General features: G+C 67.3%; 7 protein-coding genes. 3 read left to right on the top strand and 4 right to left on the bottom strand.

Features of this window, described 5'->3' with window-relative positions; genetic code table 11:
- Positions 1-68: 68 nt before the first annotated feature.
- From GA0070624_RS16045 to GA0070624_RS16035, 3 genes are all read right to left on the bottom strand, one after another.
- Positions 69-4,565, bottom strand: coding sequence for a sacsin N-terminal ATP-binding-like domain-containing protein (locus GA0070624_RS16045; RefSeq protein WP_091341944.1), 4,497 nt, complete (start codon positions 4,563-4,565; stop codon positions 69-71).
- Positions 4,562-7,594 carry a helicase-related protein gene (locus tag GA0070624_RS16040; RefSeq protein ID WP_091341942.1) on the bottom strand — a complete coding sequence of 1,011 codons (3,033 nt, stop codon included), beginning with the start codon at positions 7,592-7,594 and terminating at the stop codon, positions 4,562-4,564. The genes GA0070624_RS16045 and GA0070624_RS16040 overlap by 4 nt, the downstream gene beginning before the upstream one ends.
- A 187-nt stretch (positions 7,595-7,781) precedes the next feature.
- A complete protein-coding gene (locus GA0070624_RS16035; RefSeq protein ID WP_091348935.1) occupies positions 7,782-9,263 on the bottom strand; it encodes an ADP-ribosylglycohydrolase family protein in 1,482 nt (493 codons plus the stop codon).
- A gap of 278 nt (positions 9,264-9,541) precedes the next feature.
- Here GA0070624_RS16035 and GA0070624_RS16030 point away from each other — a divergent pair, with 278 nt between their 5' ends.
- On the top strand, positions 9,542-10,825 hold the full coding sequence (locus GA0070624_RS16030; protein WP_091341940.1) for a vWA domain-containing protein: 1,284 nt from the start codon (positions 9,542-9,544) through the stop codon (positions 10,823-10,825).
- 538 nt (positions 10,826-11,363) lie between these two features.
- Positions 11,364-12,359 (top strand): hypothetical protein, encoded by a 996-nt coding sequence (locus tag GA0070624_RS16025; RefSeq protein ID WP_091341938.1) that lies wholly within the window; start codon positions 11,364-11,366, stop codon positions 12,357-12,359.
- 311 nt (positions 12,360-12,670) lie between these two features.
- Here the strand turns inward: GA0070624_RS16025 and GA0070624_RS16020 are convergent, their stop codons facing one another.
- On the bottom strand, positions 12,671-14,989 hold the full coding sequence (locus GA0070624_RS16020) for an AAA family ATPase (protein WP_091341935.1): 2,319 nt from the start codon (positions 14,987-14,989) through the stop codon (positions 12,671-12,673).
- Positions 14,990-15,326: 337 nt separating this feature from the next.
- On the opposite strand from GA0070624_RS16020, the gene GA0070624_RS16015 reads away from it, so the two are divergent.
- Positions 15,327-16,259: a type II toxin-antitoxin system Phd/YefM family antitoxin gene (locus tag GA0070624_RS16015; RefSeq protein ID WP_141715040.1), complete on the top strand. Its 933-nt coding sequence runs from the start codon at positions 15,327-15,329 to the stop codon at positions 16,257-16,259.
- Positions 16,260-16,291: the final 32 nt, after the last annotated feature.

Below are 16,291 nucleotides of genomic sequence, written 5' to 3'. Positions count from 1 at the left end.
ATGGCCCTCGCCTCTGAATCCCCGCACCGCCCTGTGGTAGCAGCACGAACACACTGGGCCAGGTTCGATTAGCCCGCAGTCGCCCCCGTCGCCACGTAGAAGTCCACCATCTTCTTGAGGTGCGGCGGAAGCGGGATATCGAGGTAGATGTGGTCGATTCGGTAGCCGATCTTGAGCATTTCGGTGCGTGAGAAGGGTGAGTGCCGGTGCACCTTCCAGTCGGCGTCCCAATACTTGGACGCCCACAGGTCGTCTCCGGGTTCAAGCTCCGCTAGGTCGACGAGCCGTTCTCCCTGCTCGACAGCATCCATCTTGATCTTTCTGAGTGAGATCCAGCCATGGCAGCCGATCGGGGCCGGAGAGGCGGCCACGGCCAGCCTGTGCAGGCTCTCGCCCCATATTTTGAGCGTATGGTTGTAGAGGTAGCCCATGTGCCGCTCGACCACGGAACCGCCGTCGGTTGGCGGACGGGCTACAGAGATCGCCTCGCGGGTGTGGGGGTTGTCAGGGCGCGGCACGAGGTTCACGATCACCGGCACCCTCGCCTCGGCCCGATTGTCAGCCTCGACGACATCGGTGAACTGCTCGACGCGTGCCAGAGCGTCCAGCACGAAGCCCCTCATTGCAGCCAGCGAATCGTCCCGCACGCCGAAGTTCGCCGGATGCGGCGATTGGACCGGTGGGATCACCACCATCTCGTGCGCTGGGTCGTAGGCGATAGGACCGTAGACCCGCGGATCCCGTTTGAGCGCCTCCCGTGCTGCTGCATTCCGCATCGCAGTACGCTTCCGGTTCGCAGCCGCGCTTTTCTCCCGCTCCGCGTCTCGTTTCGCGGAATACGGATGTAGATCGGCGACGGCCGCCGCCTTTTCTGCGTCTGTGTCCGCCCAGCTTCTGTAGCCGCATGAGCACTCTACGAAGTGAAGCTTGCTGCCGCCCGCGCTTGCGGTGATGACCTCGGCGACATGCGGCCCCTCCGGCTTGCCCTTCCACATGAGGGATGGCGGCCGTGGCTCTCGCCGCACATGAGCGTCGGCGTACGCGAAAGCTTGGTCGGCATCGTCCAGCGGCTGGCTCTCCAATCCGCAGGAGCACCGGACTAGGTGGAGATGGCCGCCGGCGGCTACGGCGATCACCATCTCCGTGACGTGCTTGCCGCGGGCCGGGCCCGGAGCCCCTGCTGCCGATCGGGGCTGAACGAGGTGTTCCGGCGCCGCCGGGCGTTCCACCGAGCTCTTGCTGGGTGCCGCTGGGCGATGCGCACGCCCCGACGAAGGCGGCGAGGCGGTTGCGGGACCCGGGGCAGCGGAGGTCTGAGCCGATGTGGTTGCCACGCCTCGTAACACGTCGGGTGGGAGCGGGCCCTCCGGCTCGTCGTCCTCCCTCTGGACGCCTTTCGTTGCCGACAGCGCAGCCTGGAGGTCGATGGCGTGCTTGCCGACGAAACGGATCATCGCGGCCTCGCCGGCGAGCATCAAACCGATGGTGATGCTGCTTTGTCCGCCGACGGGGTGGGCGAGCAGTGCTGCCCGCAGGTCTTCCAGCGGCATGTCCCGGGCGTGGCGGTACATGGCCGCGCACGTCGGGCACAGTGCGAGGCGGTTCTCGTGCAGGTCGCGGGTGCTGTCCTTGACGAACTGGACCGCCTCGAAATAATAGTCGCCGCCGACCTTAAAGGGCATGGCCGAGGTGCACACCTGGCAGACCATGACGCCTTCGTCATTGGTGTACATCTGGGTCAGGTAGGCCCTCGCGGCACTCTGGAGGCCCGGCACCTGGATCTGGACGGTGCGCATGCGCTTCTCGGACCGGCGCTCAGGTGCATCCGCCGCGTTCTCGCCCGCGCGTCGGGCCCGCTGTTCCGGGTCGGCCGAGGCACCTTCCGGCAGTGTCAGGTTTTTCCGCTCACGTAGCCAGGCCCGCATGCTTTCCGGGTCCGCCTGGTACGCCTCGGCGATCTCGAGCAGAACGTCGACGGATTCGAAGCCGAGTGCCTTGGCTTGCAGTTCGCGTTCTCGGCGTTCCTCAACGGCGATAGCCGCGTTCCTGCCGAAGCCGACGTGCTGCAGCATCGGTGAGGCGTCGGGAACGATAAGGCCTTCCGCCAGTTCGTTGACGGTGATGTCGGTGGGGAGCCGAAGGTTGCCGTCGCTGTCGAGGACCCACGGTGTGTGGCGCAGGCTTTGCAGCAGTTGCGACTCGAGGGCGTAGCGGGGGCTGGTCATGTTCGCCTGGAACTCGGCCTCTGCGAAGGATGCCTTGGCGAAGACGACTGTCCGCCAAAGGGAGCGCAACAGGTCCTCGTCCTCGGTCGCGACGATCAGTTCGAAGTTGGGAATCTGCCAGTCCCGCGCGACCCGGGTATACGCCCGCTGTCTGCTTCGCGACCACGACTTCTGAAATTTCGGGTTGTCTGAGATGTCTGCGGGCCTGACCGAGAGCCCGCGCATGACATCGAGCGAATCGGCGAGGCCTGTGACATCGAAGTTCTCAGACGCGTACGCGGGGTCGAGCCGGCCGGGTGGGGTGCCCCGGTACTGATGCGATTGATAGAGGGCGGCGAGGCCGGACGCGATGAACGGTTGGTCAAGGTAGACGTCGCGGGGTGCTGCCCAGTAGCGTTCGCCGTCGCGCCGTACGGCGACGAGGAAGGCAAGGCCTTCGAAGGCCTTCGCCTCGACGACGTCGTCGTCGAGCAGCCGCTTCAGCTGACGCAGGTCGTCGACGTGTCGTGTGGTCACAGATGCGGGATGGAGGTCGTAGGCCTCGAACCGGGCCCGCAGTTGGGCTGCGGCATCCCATAGCTGGACCTCGGCATGTTCATAGAAGTCGCGCAGGGCTCGACGCGCACCCTTGGTCACGTCCTTCGTCGCCTCGTCGCCGTCATCGTCTGGAACCAGCAGCGAGTCCGGCACGAGGCCGTCAACGTGCAGGCCCGGCGCCGTAGGGAGATAGGCTTCTTTGCCTGGCACGTGCCGGGCCATGGCGCCGTCCCGAACGCGGAGTAGGGGCGCCTTGGCCAGCGTGAGGTTGTAGGGGTGGCTCGCCTTGAGCCTGGCGGCGAGGGTGCCCAACGCGATGTAGAAAGCCCGGAGCCGCTCATCGGGCTTGGCTTCAATCCACTTCGTCCAGCCCTGCCACGTCTCGTACTGCTTCACGAGGTGCCACGGCACGTTGCGGAGGTTGGAACCGTATTGAGCGGCGTTCTCGTGTGCGCGAGCTGCTCGGCCCAGCGCGTGTGAAAGCTCGTAGGGGCCGAAGTCGACCGCATCGAGCGAGTCGAGGAACGCCCGTGCTCTACCCTCCCGGGCTAGCATCCAGCCCGTGATGGCCTCGTCGTCATCAAGTGCGGCAAGACTGAGAAGGAAGCGCACGTCCTTGACCGTGAGCGCTTCGCGAAGGCTGCGGTCCGACCTGAGCAACCGCTTCCCCGGCGCGTGTCCGCCGCCGGCCATCGGCGTGAGCGGCTCGTTGTCGAACGCCTCGATGATTCGCTCGCGCAGGACCTCGTACCGCGCCGGCAGATCATCGTCAGCGTTCGGGAGCGCACTGAGCAGGCCGTCGGTGAGCAGGGCGGCATCGCGCATGGCCGGCAGTGCTTGTGCGATGAGGCTGCCGATCCCGTCGATGAGAGCGTCGTTACCCGGATCGTCGCGGACACTGTCGCGGGCGACGGTCGAGGCGAACGGTGCGTGAAGGTGAAATCTCAGCCCCGACGTCTCCTTGACGGCGGGAAAGTAGATCGATACCTGGCCGTCGACCGGCGCCACCGCGTAGCCCTTGGACCGTGTCTTTGGCTTCTCTGCGGTGTCAGGTTTCGCGGGTGGCGCCTCGAGAGCGAACGCCCCCGCTACCGGGAAGGAGCGTCCGTCGACCTCGACGTCGCCGGCGATTCGGTACCATCGCGCCGGCCCAGCCATGTCGTGGGAGCTGGCGATCTCGATCACGTTGCCATCGATCGCACGCCGATCAAGGCGCAGCGGTTCCTCGCCGAACACGGAGCTGGCGATCGACGTGATGTTGTTCAGGAACAGCAGCGTCGTCCCCGACAGCTCGCGCAGCGCGTGCGCGACTTCGGCCGCCGCACGGTCTGCCGGCTTATCGGGACGGTCGAACGGGAACCAGAACGTGGTCCACCCCGGCCGCCCGCCACCGGGTACGACGACGGGGACGAATAGATCGCGAATGGCGAACGAGTGCATGCCCGAGTGGATGACGGGTGTCTGCGTGTAGGCGAAAACAGCCTTGAATCCGACGCCGAACTTGCCGATGCTCGTCGCGTCGTCCGCCTTCGTCGACTGTCCGATGCTTGTGATCGACTCGATGTCACGCAGATCGAACAGGCGGACGCCGTCGTGCTCGACAAGCAGGCCATCACCTCTTAGATCGAAGACCACGTGGCGGGCGCCGGCGTCCTCCGCGTTCTGCAGCAGCTCGTAGATGAAGTGGGCGTTGTCCGGGTAGAGGTCGGCGAGAAGCCGGCGCAGCCCTTCCTCGAATCCGTTCTCACGCGCCGCCACCACATAGGCGCTGCGCCGCGCGGACAGCGCGTCGAACGTGGTCACGGTGCTTCGACATCCAGGGCCACGGTTACCAGATGACGGGTGATGAGGTCGGCGCCGCTGACCGCACGTTCGTGCTTTGCGATGAGCCGGTCGAACCTGTCCCTGGCTGAGATCAGCTCGCTCTGGCGCATCTTCACGATTTTGGGTTCGCTCACCTTGTCGGCGTTTTCCTGGATGGCGCGAAGCTGCCGGTCTCGCTGCGCCCGTAGTGATGCCACCCGCTGGGCGCCGGCGGTTTTCGCCCGAACAACATGCTGCTCGCGGGCCACCTCCCACTCCCGCTGGTGCCGCTTCTCAAGCGCATCCACATCGGACTCATGGGGGGCCAGGCTCCCGTCGCCGTCGACGGCAAGCGCCAGGAGGCTGTCCGCGGCGGCCTCCACAGCCGGATCCGTGCTGATGTAGCGGAGCGTGAGGCTGTCACGAGCGTCGAGTCTCGTCCAGGCGTGGACCGCGATCGGGTACCTGCCGGGTGGCACGACGTCGGAGCGAACCCGCAACGACGCCATCGGTGCGCCCGGCAGCGCCGCGTGCTGTGCGGCGAGTAGCACCAGTGGGTGAGTCGCGCTGAGCAGCTCCACGTCAGTCTCGTCGGCGGCCAGCTCGGGATCTGTGGTGGCCCGTAGGACCGCCGGTTTGCGGCGCAGCTGCCTCTCCAGTCGGGCGTCGCCGCCGACTGCGGCATGAAGGTCGCCGCTCACGCGGGCCGCGGCGTTCTCGTCGAGGCGCACCACGGCGACCTTGCCGGGCCTCAGTGCCAGCCGGCGGCCAGGTAGGACGGCCTCAAGGTAGGCCCGGACGAGGTCGCCGATCTTCTCGTCGGAGAACCACTCACTGCTCGCCTCCGCGACCCGCGATGCGAACGACTCGGTGGTCAGCCCGAGCAGCGCTCCCTGTTGGTCCTCGAGCCGCTCCAGCTCCTGGATGCGCGCCACCTCGTTGTCGGCGATCTGGCGTAGCCGTTCCTCCCGGTCTGCGGCGGAAAGAGACAGATCGTCCGCGATCCTGCGCAGCTCGGTTGTCAGGTCACCGAGGATCCTCTCGCTGCCTCCGAGTGCGCGGTGGAAGACGCCGATACGCAGTAGGCAGCGGTCGTAGATCTCCGCCTCGACGGTCCCCTCGGTGAGGATGTTGATGATCGCGACCGACTCGCTCTGCTGCCCACGTCGGTCGATGCGGCCGATGCGCTGCTCGATGCGCATCGGATTCCACGGGATGTCGTAGTTCACCAGGGTGTTGCAGAACTGGTAGTCCAGGCCCTCGGTGCCGACCTCCGAGCAGAGCATCAAGTCGATCGCGTCAGGATTGCTCTTCGGCAGCTTGAAGCGCCGGCGCAGTGAATGCCGGTCCTGGTCCGGGACGGCCCCGTGGACCACACCTACTCGCACACCCCACGCGCTGGCCTTCTCGTGGAGGTAGCGCAGCGTGTGACGGAAGGTGCTGAACAGCAGGACCTTGTTGTTCTCCTCCGCCTGCTTGTCGGTGACGAGCTGCCGGAGGACGTCGACCTTTGGGTCGGAAAGACCGTTGAGGCCCTCGGCCAGCTGCCCGATGGCGCGGATCTCCGCCCGGAGCTCGCCCAGCGACGAGGGGATGTCGTCCGGCGTGTCCTCACCGATTTCGGAGAACTCGACCTTGTCGAGCCGGTTCTCTAGCACCTGCTCTACCAGCGGCGCCAGGCCACTGATCGAGCTGGCCGCCTGGCGCCGAAGCATGGACAACAGGAAGGCCACGGGCATGCCCGGCGTCTGGAGCTCGACGATGCGCCGTCCCAGATCGATGACCGCGTTGTAGACGACCTCCTGCTCGGGAGTGAAGGACACAACCGGCGCGCTGGGCTTGCGTGTGGTGAACGTTCCGATGTCGCGCCTACGGGTACGGCTGACGATGGAGGAGAAGGTGTTGAGCTCCTCAAGCGTGCGCACGACGCGGACGCGTGCCCGCGCGTCCACGGGGTCTTCGGTCAGCAGTTCACGGAGCAATTCCACTCGCGGGTCCACCGCCGTCACGGCGCGTCCCCATGTTGTGAAGAGCGCACCGTCGAGGGCTTGCCGGGCCTCGTCCTGCCATCCGTCCTGCCCGCCACGGGCGGCCTCGATGGCCTCGTAGAGGTGGTGGTTCGGCTCAAGCATCTGGGCGAAGTCGCGCTCGGTCGGGACAAGGTCGTCGCGTAGCAGGTTAACCAGCGTGAACAGGTCCCGGCTCTGCGTCTGCAGCGGTGTGGCGGAAAGCAGCACGACCGCCTCGGCCGACCCGCTTAGGCGCTTCACGTTCTGGTAGGCGAAGGTGGCGCGGTTGCGGATGTGGTGCGCCTCATCGACGATCACCAGGTCAAATCGCGGACCGGGGGCAAGATCAGCAAGCCCGGCCTGCCGCAGCCGGCCGTTGGCGTCATTGCCCACGAGCAGGCGCTCGTCGAGCAGTGAGTAGGGAACGATCGCCTTCGCGAACCGAGCCGGCCACTCCCCTTCGCGCAGGGCCTCCTCGATACAGAAGCGTAGGTCCGAGCCGTCAAGGTGCACGAAGTCCTCGTCGAACCGCTTGAGCTCGTTGCGCCACTTCTCATCGACCACCAGCGGCTTCGGACAGATGATCAGAACCGAACGGACGCGGTGGCGTGCTTGGAGCTCCTTGAGAATGAGGCAGGCCTCGATCGTCTTGCCCACGCCGACGTCGTCGGCGATGAGGATGCGTGGGCGGTCCGCCTGCACGATCTTCAGAACCGGTCGGAACTGGTAGGGCTCGTAGTCGATGCGTCCGACGTTGCGGGCGTGCAAGTAGCCGGTGTTCTTATCCCGGATCAGCTCAGACGTCAGACCCGCCCGCAGAGCTGCCGCGGAGATCGTCTGTTCCTTCGAGTTCTGCAGCACCACCTCGATCTGGGAGCCGAAATAGCCGTGCATCCGGTTGTCGTGAAACACGTCGTAACGAAGCACGCCGCCGATCTCCCGGGAACCGGTGATCACGCCGATCACATCCGGCCGTGCAAGAAGTCGCACCGTGACTCCTGGGGCGAACTCCGTGGTCATGCAGCTGACCCCTCCGCTGGGTGGCGCGAGCCTGGAAGACCGGAATGGTCACGAAGTCCACGCACTCCGCAGCGCGGGCGAGCGACGGAACGAGAACAAGCCCCCTTAATGAGGCCTGTGCAGCTACCGTGTACGACCGGCAGTGGAATCGGCGAGTATCGGCGAGCGGGAGCCGTGGCGTGACATGTCATAGCTCTTCGACGACCTGCCGCAGTTGCGGGTTGAGCGTCCAGCCGTGCGTGTCGAGCAGTCCGCGCAGCTCGGCCAGCGCGGAGCGCGCCGGGATGCCGGTGGTCAAGGTCGTGTAGCGGGCGGCGACCGCCGGCGTACGACTCTGACCGGCGGCGCAGTGCAGCAGCACTACATGGCGCTCCTTGCGCAACTCGACCAGCATCCGGGCGGCCTGATCGACCACGAAATGCGTGTCTGCGTTGGCGCCGGGCTGGTCGACCAGCCACACCGACACCCGGTCGGCTACGGCCACGTCGTCGAAGTCGTCGCAGCCAACCCGGCACAGGGATACCACCGCGGTGGCGCCCGCCGCGGCCACGTCGGTGTGAAGGTTGCCGAGGAGCACCCCGGGATCGTGCGGATGCGCCAGCATCAACGGCGCAACCGCAGGTCGCGGTGCGCGGGCGCAGCCCGGCCAACCGCCCTGGCCGGCATGGCCGCCTTGGGCCGTCAACAAGGCCAGGCGGATCAGGTCCGCCGCGCGCCGCCTCGGCCAGCCGTGCACGACGCGCTGCCAGGGCAGGGGCACCGCGGAGGAGCCCCACCGGGCGCCGAGCAGGGCCCCGGCTATCGCCGCGACGGTGTCGGTGTCGTCGCCGACACGGACCGCCGCGGTCAGGGCGCGTTCGAGATGCTGGCAGGGGAAACTGCTCTGGCCCGGGTCGTGGTCCGGGACGTCGGTGTGGTTGATCGCCGACCAGGCGGCCTGCAACGCGGCGACAACGAACCCGTTGGGACGGAACTGCTCCGGCGGCTTGGACTCCGCCTCGGCCAACCAGCCCGACCATCGGTCACGGCGTTGCGCGGGCAGCAGGTCCAGACCGTCGCGCACCCCGTGGAAGGTCCCGTCGAGAACCGCCCGGCGGATGCCCGCGCACCACAGCACACACGCGTCCCCGGCCAGCGGGTCGTGATGGGTCAACTCACTGACCGCCCGGGCGGCCTCGGCGAGCGCGTCCGGCTGGCCGAGATAGGCCAGCGCAACCGGCGCGGTGCGCATCAGGGACCCGTTACCCGCGCTGCGGCCAGTCCGCCGGTGCAGGTCCGCGGCTGCGTCTCGCATCGCCGCGGCGGCGCCCGCTCCCCTCACCTGTGAGACCGCGTCGAGGACCTGCCGGGTCTGGGCCCCAATATCGCTGGCGCCCTCCCGTCTCCACCGGAGGAAGTTGCCGGCGATGCGGTCGAGGGCGTCGCTGCTGCGCAGATCCGCCCCGCTGGCGGACACCTCCGCGATGCACATCGCCATCTGGGTGTCGTCGCTGTACTCACCCGGCGCGTACGGGCCGAGCCCACCACCGCGCATCTCAGGCTGCTCGCTCGGCGAAAGCGGCGGCCCGAACTCGTACGGCACGCCTAGCGCGTCACCGCACGCCGCTCCGAGGAGAACACCCGCAGCCCGGTCGCTCTGGATCGCATTCAACGGCACAGTCGCTGCCATCAACTCCCCCACCGTCGCCAACTTCCCACGCCCGCATCGGCCCGGGCCAGCCCGACGACCATACGGCGACAGCACGGCTGCAGCATCCTCAACCCGGCCGGGTTGCCGCCCGCCGAACCGGCACTGCCGCAGCCGTCACGCTCAAATCGCCGCCGAGTGTTCGCCATGGGAGGCGCCGAACCTCGGCAGCGACCATCGAAGTGTCACACCGCGGTGATTCACTACCGTCCGCGAGGCAAGCCCTGCTGGGTATATGCCGTGCCGCTGAAGGAGACAACATGCACATCTCTGCACATCTGGATGTCGACGTGCTGGCACTCGAGACCGACGACCAACTGTCCGTGCTCGTCGAACTGACCGCACCCACGGCGTCGACCCGCGACGCGGCCCGCCCAGCATCCACACTGCAGGTGGTGCTCGACCGCAGCGGCTCGATGCACGGTGGCCGCCTCGACGGCGCGAAGACCGCACTGCTCGGCCTGATCGACAAACTCGATCCCGGCGACAACTTCGGGCTGGTCGCCTTCGACGACCGGGTCGAGGTAGCGGTCGCAGCCGGCCCCCTGTCGGACAAGCCGGCGGTGAAACGCGCGATCGCCAAGCTCGACGCGCGTGGTAGCACGGACCTGTCCGCCGGCTACCTGCGCGGCCTGCAGGAAGCCGCCCGCGTCGCCGGCCCGGCCGGAGCGACCGTGCTGCTCATCTCCGACGGGCACGCCAACGCCGGCGTCACCGACCCCGACACACTGGGCGGCATCGCCGCCAAAGCCCACGCCGACAACATCACCACCTCCACGCTCGGCTACGGACTCGGCTACGACGAACGGCTCATGTCGGCGATTGCCCGCGGCGGGGCCGGCAACGAACACTTCGCCGAGGAACCCGACACCGCCGGCGCGCTCATCGCCGGCGAGGTCGACGGCCTGCTATCCCAGACCGCCCAGGCGGCGTCGCTGCTGATCCAGCCCTCCCCCCACGTACGCACGGTCCAGATCGTCAACGACCTGCCGGTCACCACCACCGGCGACGGGCTACTCGCCGAACTCGGCACCTTCTACGCCGACGAGACCCGCAAACTGCTGATCACCTTCGACATCCCCGCCATCGCCACCCTCGGGCTAGCCCAGGTCGCCACCTGCCAGTTCACCTGGGTCGAACTGCCCACCCTCGCCCAGCACTCGCTCACCGTGCCCCTGCACGTCAACGTCGTCCCCGGCGACCAGGCCGCCGGTCGGGTACCCGACCCGACCGTCCGCACCGAACTGGCCTACCTTCACGTACAGCAGGCTAAACGCCGCGCTTCCGGCCACCTCAGCGCCGGTGCCCCCGACGCAGCGCTCGCCGAACTCCGTCAGGCGCAGGACGCCCTCTCCGACGCCCTACCAGTAGCGCCGGCCCACCTGCATGACGACCTGGCCGAAGAGGCCACCGCCCTGGCCTACCTTTCCGACCAGACACAAAGCGGAATGATCGCCCGAGCGGCGAAATACTCCTCCATGGACGCCGCCTACAAATCGGCCAAGCGCGGCCGAACCCGCCCACCGTCAAGCGGACCGAACTGACCGCAGACCAGCCGCGCATCGGCGTAGAGCTCACCACCGAAGGCAACCAATGTCGATGCCAGCGGGGATGGGATGGAACTGGGCGAGCGGGCCGCGCACTGCGGCTATCAACCGATGGCCGCGATGGCCACGATGTCGTCGCTGCGCCAGTCTGCGCGCCGTTCTTAGGCCACCGCGTGACGGGCTGCGCCGGTGAGGTACCGGCGGCGCGCAGCATTTCCTGCTACTGGCCAGCTACGGCAGACCCCTTCCAGACCAGGCCCCCAGCCTGCTACCGGGCCTTTTGGCACTACCCGGACCGGACCTTGCGCCAGCCGGCGATGAGGTTACAACCTGCGACAACGACGACACTTACCTCCAGGTCCGCTGGGCCGTACGAAAGGCCGACCTTCAACTGCCGCCGCTCATGATCCACCGTCCGGCGGATGCGTTAGAACCTGTTGGCGGGCACGGCAGCCTCCAAGGTGGCGGTGGACCAGACTCAGAACAGCTGCGAACCGGCCGAAAGCCGGGAGCGAACCTAAGCAGGGAGAACGGCATGGACGGCGAGCTCGTGTATGAGATTGCGCGCTACAGCCCCCGGGGCGAGGAAGAGCGCTTGTGCGAGCGGGCGCAGGTACTCCGGAGAGGGGAGACGCTGTGGCGACGCGGCGCCGACGGGTTGGAGGTCGCCTGTCCTGGCGGTGAGGTAGCCGCACTGATCAGCGCCGACCCATCCCTCGGTGAGGTCCACCCGAATGAGGTCACCCGGGTCCAGGCAAACCAGGAGGCGCTGCGGAACTTGCCGCTGGTGCTTTCTGCCCCCGGTGGCGGGGAAGCCGTTGACCGGAGCCTGTGGTCCGACGGCATGTGGGAGAAGCACATCGAAGAGGCCGAGAGCGCACAGGAGAGAGGAGTGCACCGTGTGCTGTACGTCAACGGCGCTCGCTGGCCTGTCTTCTCCACATCCGAAGGTGAGCGGTTCCTGCCCGAGGACCCCGACTGGTGGGGAACGGAGCCGCTTCTATCCCCCAGGTGGGGCGAGTTGAGGTTCACCGAAACGGACAGTCGAACGTCCGGCACCGATCGGACAGCGATCGGGCTTGTTACCCCCGGCGTCGTGGCCTGCATTACTCGGTTTGACGAATCCCAACCCGAGGACGTCGAGCTCGCGCGACGCGGTGACGACGCCGCGGCGTTCGTCGGCTGGCTCTTGGACGGCTCACTATCAACGAACTTTTCTGTTGGGGAGGAGCTGCTGGCGCAACTGTTCGTCGAGGCGAGTACAGGGGGCCACAACGGCGAGGCCGTTCCTGGGAGCCGGCTCGTCGAGGTTGACCAGGAGAATCCGATCTTCGGTTGCTACGACAGCAGCGAGTGGACGCTACAACTGGAGCTGGAACCGCCGATGGTGGATGCCATCCTCGACGTGCTCGCCGACCGTAGCCCCCGAATCGCGGAGATCGTGGAGGCTGCCCGCAATCCCGAATCACCCGCTGGCCTCGCCAGGAAAGCCTGGCTGGAGCAGTGGGAGCAAGATCGCGAAGCGGCTTAGCAGCGTTGCACTTGCCGAAAACCTCGTCCGCGCAGGTCACACAGCTGGTTCGTACTCGTGGAGGGCGTCGCCGAGGCGGTCGCGTCTTCAGATGTCGAGGCGGGCCAGGTTGTCTGGATCGGCGACCTGCGCGGGCGATGGGTACAGGGGCGGCGTTAGCGATGCCTTGGCGCGGTGCCTGTTGTAGAACTATTCGAACTCGCGCCGGGCGTGGAGCAGGCGCCGAGCGTTCCAGAATCAGGGTCTGGTCAACAATTGCTTCTGCCGTCTGCACCGCTGACGCGTCCTTCCGACGCCGTGGATGGCATTGCTCAGTGAGCGGGCCCGGCCACGGGCTGTTCTGGCCACCGCCCGGCGGCGGCCTTCCGCTCCACCTCACGCACAACCTTCGTGAGTTCCGCGCCGGCAGGAAGGCCCTCCTGGACCATCCGCTCCACCACCTGGCGCACCCGGTCGGTACGTGTCAGGTCGACGCCGAACCTCTTCTCCAGCCACGGCTTGAAACTCGGTCGCTCTGCTGGGGGCTGCGCTTGTCGCAGATGCCCACTGACCGCACCAAACTCGCGCGTCACCGTCGTCCAGCCAGCAAATCCGGGCTCGTCGACGCGAATCGCGTCCTCGTTGAGGTACGCGACGACATCCGGCCGACTCAAGCCGAAGTAGGTCATCGGGCGTCGGTTCTTCCGACAGGCACGGCGTAGGTGTCGTAGCGCCTGCTCTTCCTCGCGGAGCTCACTCGTGGGTATGCGGTTGTCGTCCACCTTCTCGAGACGGGTGAAGTCGAGGAGGACACCGATCGGCACGTCGAGGTGACGTTCGATGAAGTCCATCTGCACGGTCGCCAGCAGGTTGCGCGTGCCATGCATCCGGATGATCGCTACACCCGCGTCGTGGAGGCGAGCCCCGTACAGTTCCTCCAGCAGGAGACGATCGTGTTCGCCCTCGACGATCAGCAGGAATGACACCCGGGTCAGTAGCTCGCCCCGAGTGAGTCCCATCTGACCGGCCAGGGCCTTGCGCGCGTCGAGGTCGGCCGCGGCCAGCGTAGACATGGTGGTGCCCTCCGGCGTGCGTTGGACGTGCACGAGCCGCCAGTCGGGTAGATCCAGGAAGTGGGGACTGTGCGATGCCAGCACGACATTCTCGCCGCGCAATCGAAGCCGGTCCAGCGCGACCGCGATCGTGCGCTGCGCCTGCGGATGAAGGTGGCTTTCCGGTTCATCGAACACCCGCACCACCGTCTGGGGACGAAGGCTGGACAACCCCGCGCTCTGCTCGGTAAGGCCACGGCCGAATGAGCTGTCGTCCTCCGACAGCCTCCCGCGAGCGGCGGCCAACAGTTGGCCTTCCAGGGCACTCAGCAGGCGCTCCTTCGCTTCCGCCGTCCAGAAGCCCGCCTGGTCCACCAGGCTTTGCACCGACTCGCTGACCCCGACCAACGACTCGATCACCATCGCCTCATCAATCTCGGGCAGCAGTATGCCCTGCCACTCTGCCCTGGCAGCGAACCGGTCCACGGCCCGGGCTGCGGTGGCCAGCGCCTCGTCCACCCAGCGGCGCTCGCCCGCGGAAAACCGCTCCAAGGCGTCAGCGGCGCGCGTATGGCCAATGCAGATCGGCTTCTGGCCGCGGATATCGAGGAACTCGAGGTCCGCGTCCTCCCCCGTCAGCTGAACCCGAACATGGTCGAGCGTGACGGCCAGCTCTGCGGACGCGGCCTCCGCCGCTACCTCATGCGCCCACCAGCGTCCGTCTGGATCGAAGTCGCCGACAGCCGCCGGCAGGTCCGCCAGACTCGCCGCGAGCCGCTCGGCCGGCTCCTCCGCAGCCTCCATCCGGGAACGTAGGTGCTCGTACACCTCCCCGCTGCGCCGGCTGCGTGGCAACCACTCAAGCTGCGCCGGCGGCTCGGTGGCGTCTGGCAACGCCAGGATGTCGAGGTACCCGTCCGGTCCAGTCGGGGGCGCTGCCAGGGCGGTGCGGAGCGGCGCGAACACGTCTGGCAGGCGGTCCGCGAGGCGTTTCACGACCTCCGGCGGGGAGAAGCCCATCAACGTGCGCGAGAATAGCCGCTCCACGCGGATGGCGATCGGATCACCATTCTCAAGCCGGTCCGTGACCTGAAAGGCGAACGAGACAAGCCGGTACCGGATCACGGGGCGGGTGCACTGGGACTCCAGGAACTCGCGAACCTCGGCCGGCAGAGCGAGTTCGCCCAGGCCCGCCATGAAGCTGTCCCCGCAGCCGACACCGATCGCCCGCCACCAAGCGGCGTCCTGCCGCCCTCGTGAAAGCACGGGGAGCCGGCGCGCAAGCTCGGATGGAATAGGCAGGTCCGCCGGCGGAAGCGTTGACGGCGCCCAGGGCAGCTCCTCGGCAGACACCTTCGCCACAATCCCGAGGTCGTTCGTGGTGACGGGTGCCAGCCGTGGGTGGGCGAGAAGCAGCGTCTGGTCTGTGCCGAGCAGGATCGCCAGTGCCTCCAGAAAGTTCGTCTTACCGGCGCCGTTAGGGCCGAACAGCGCTATGCCGTCAGCCCAGTCGAGCCACTGATCACGCAGGTTCTTGTAGGCGCCGACATGGACTCCCAACAGCTCAGGAGCCAACTCGAACCTCGCCAACTCGCTCACCCTGCCTTCGCGCTCCGCCCCTGGTCGCCCGCCGCATCGGTATGCAGGGCTGGACCTGCGGCCGAGGTGGCAGGTCCAGCCCGCATCAGTGGCCGCACCAGCTTGGCCGAATCCGCGGTCCCCGCGCAACGGAAAGTAAGCCAGGCCTGGGAACGCTACCCAGCGGCGACTATCGCCGGCCTATCCATCGGATTGACATCACAACAGGCCAGCCCGAGGCCAGGATCGGGGTGGGACGTGGCTCAGCATCGCGGCCGACCGATCCACAGTTGACCTGGTCAGGCCTACCACTTAAGGTGTACACCATTAATGTGCTCACCTCAATTGCGGAGCTGGCATGAACATCGCTGAGACGCTGTCGGTGCGAGACGCAAGGGTGCGGTTACCAAGCATCCTCGAGCGGTTCCGAGCCGGCGACGGTGCGCCCGTTGCCCTCGGCGCGCATGGGCGCGCTGAGGCGGTGCTGATGCCGGCTGGGCTGTTCGCCAAGCTCACGGCTGCGGCTCCGGCGGACTCGTTCGTCGCGGCACCCGTGGACCCGCTCGTCGCGGCGGCCGCTGCGCTCCGGATCGAGCCACGCACACGACGGTGGGCACACCTGAGTCTGTGCATCCTCGACGCCGTGTACTCGATCGGCCAGCGGTACGAGAAAGTCGTCGAGATCTGCAACCGGTACGCGGAGATCGCCGGCCTCAGGGACCGCTATCTCTCCATCGGTAGATCGTCCAACGTGACGGGCGAACAGGATCTACGCAGCTTCCGGGATTGGGCTGTCCAGCGGGGAGCCGATCGCCTGGCTGAGGAGGACCTGCAATGCCGCAACAGGACACACCGCAACCGGCTTGCGCCCTACAAGAGCGTCGCGGTCACCGCGTATGCCGACGTGCTGTGCAGGCACGGGATCACATCGTTGCGGGAGGCGGCTGAACTCCTGACCGACGACGGCCGCCTGGCAAGCGTTGAGGCTGACCTGCGACGGGTGCCCGGCAACGGGCTGAACGACGTCCGGCTCGACTACTTCTGGATGCTCGTCGGCGACGATCAGCGAATCAAGCCCGACACCATGGTTCGCCGATGGGTCCGTGACGCATTGGGCCTTCCGTCGCTGCCAACAGCGGCTGACGCCCGCGCACACGTTGTCGCCACAGCAAGCAAGATCGGCTGCACCCCGTGGGAACTCGACCACGCCATCTGGCTGCATCAGCGGCGGACCCCGCGTCCGGCCGGCCGAGGGAAATGGAAGCGCACCGACCTTCGCGGCAACGCGTAGGGCCCGCTCCGGACCGCTGGGGCCCTTCGGGC

The organism is Micromonospora rhizosphaerae (assembly GCF_900091465.1).
GTDB classification, from domain to species: Bacteria; Actinomycetota; Actinomycetes; order Mycobacteriales; family Micromonosporaceae; genus Micromonospora; species Micromonospora rhizosphaerae.
This window is presented reverse-complemented; position numbering and strand designations above follow the sequence as displayed.

What these genes read in the sequence shown, in the direction of transcription:
- GA0070624_RS16030 (WP_091341940.1), top strand. Translation starts at nt 9,542, where the DNA reads ATGCACATCTCTGCACATCTGGATGTCGACGTGCTGGCACTCGAGACC.
- GA0070624_RS16015 (WP_141715040.1), top strand. Translation starts at nt 15,327, where the DNA reads ATGAACATCGCTGAGACGCTGTCGGTGCGAGACGCAAGGGTGCGGTTA.
- GA0070624_RS16035 (WP_091348935.1), bottom strand. Translation starts at nt 9,263, where the DNA reads ATGGCAGCGACTGTGCCGTTGAATGCGATCCAGAGCGACCGGGCTGCG.
- GA0070624_RS16040 (WP_091341942.1), bottom strand. Translation starts at nt 7,594, where the DNA reads ATGACCACGGAGTTCGCCCCAGGAGTCACGGTGCGACTTCTTGCACGG.
- GA0070624_RS16025 (WP_091341938.1), top strand. Translation starts at nt 11,364, where the DNA reads ATGGACGGCGAGCTCGTGTATGAGATTGCGCGCTACAGCCCCCGGGGC.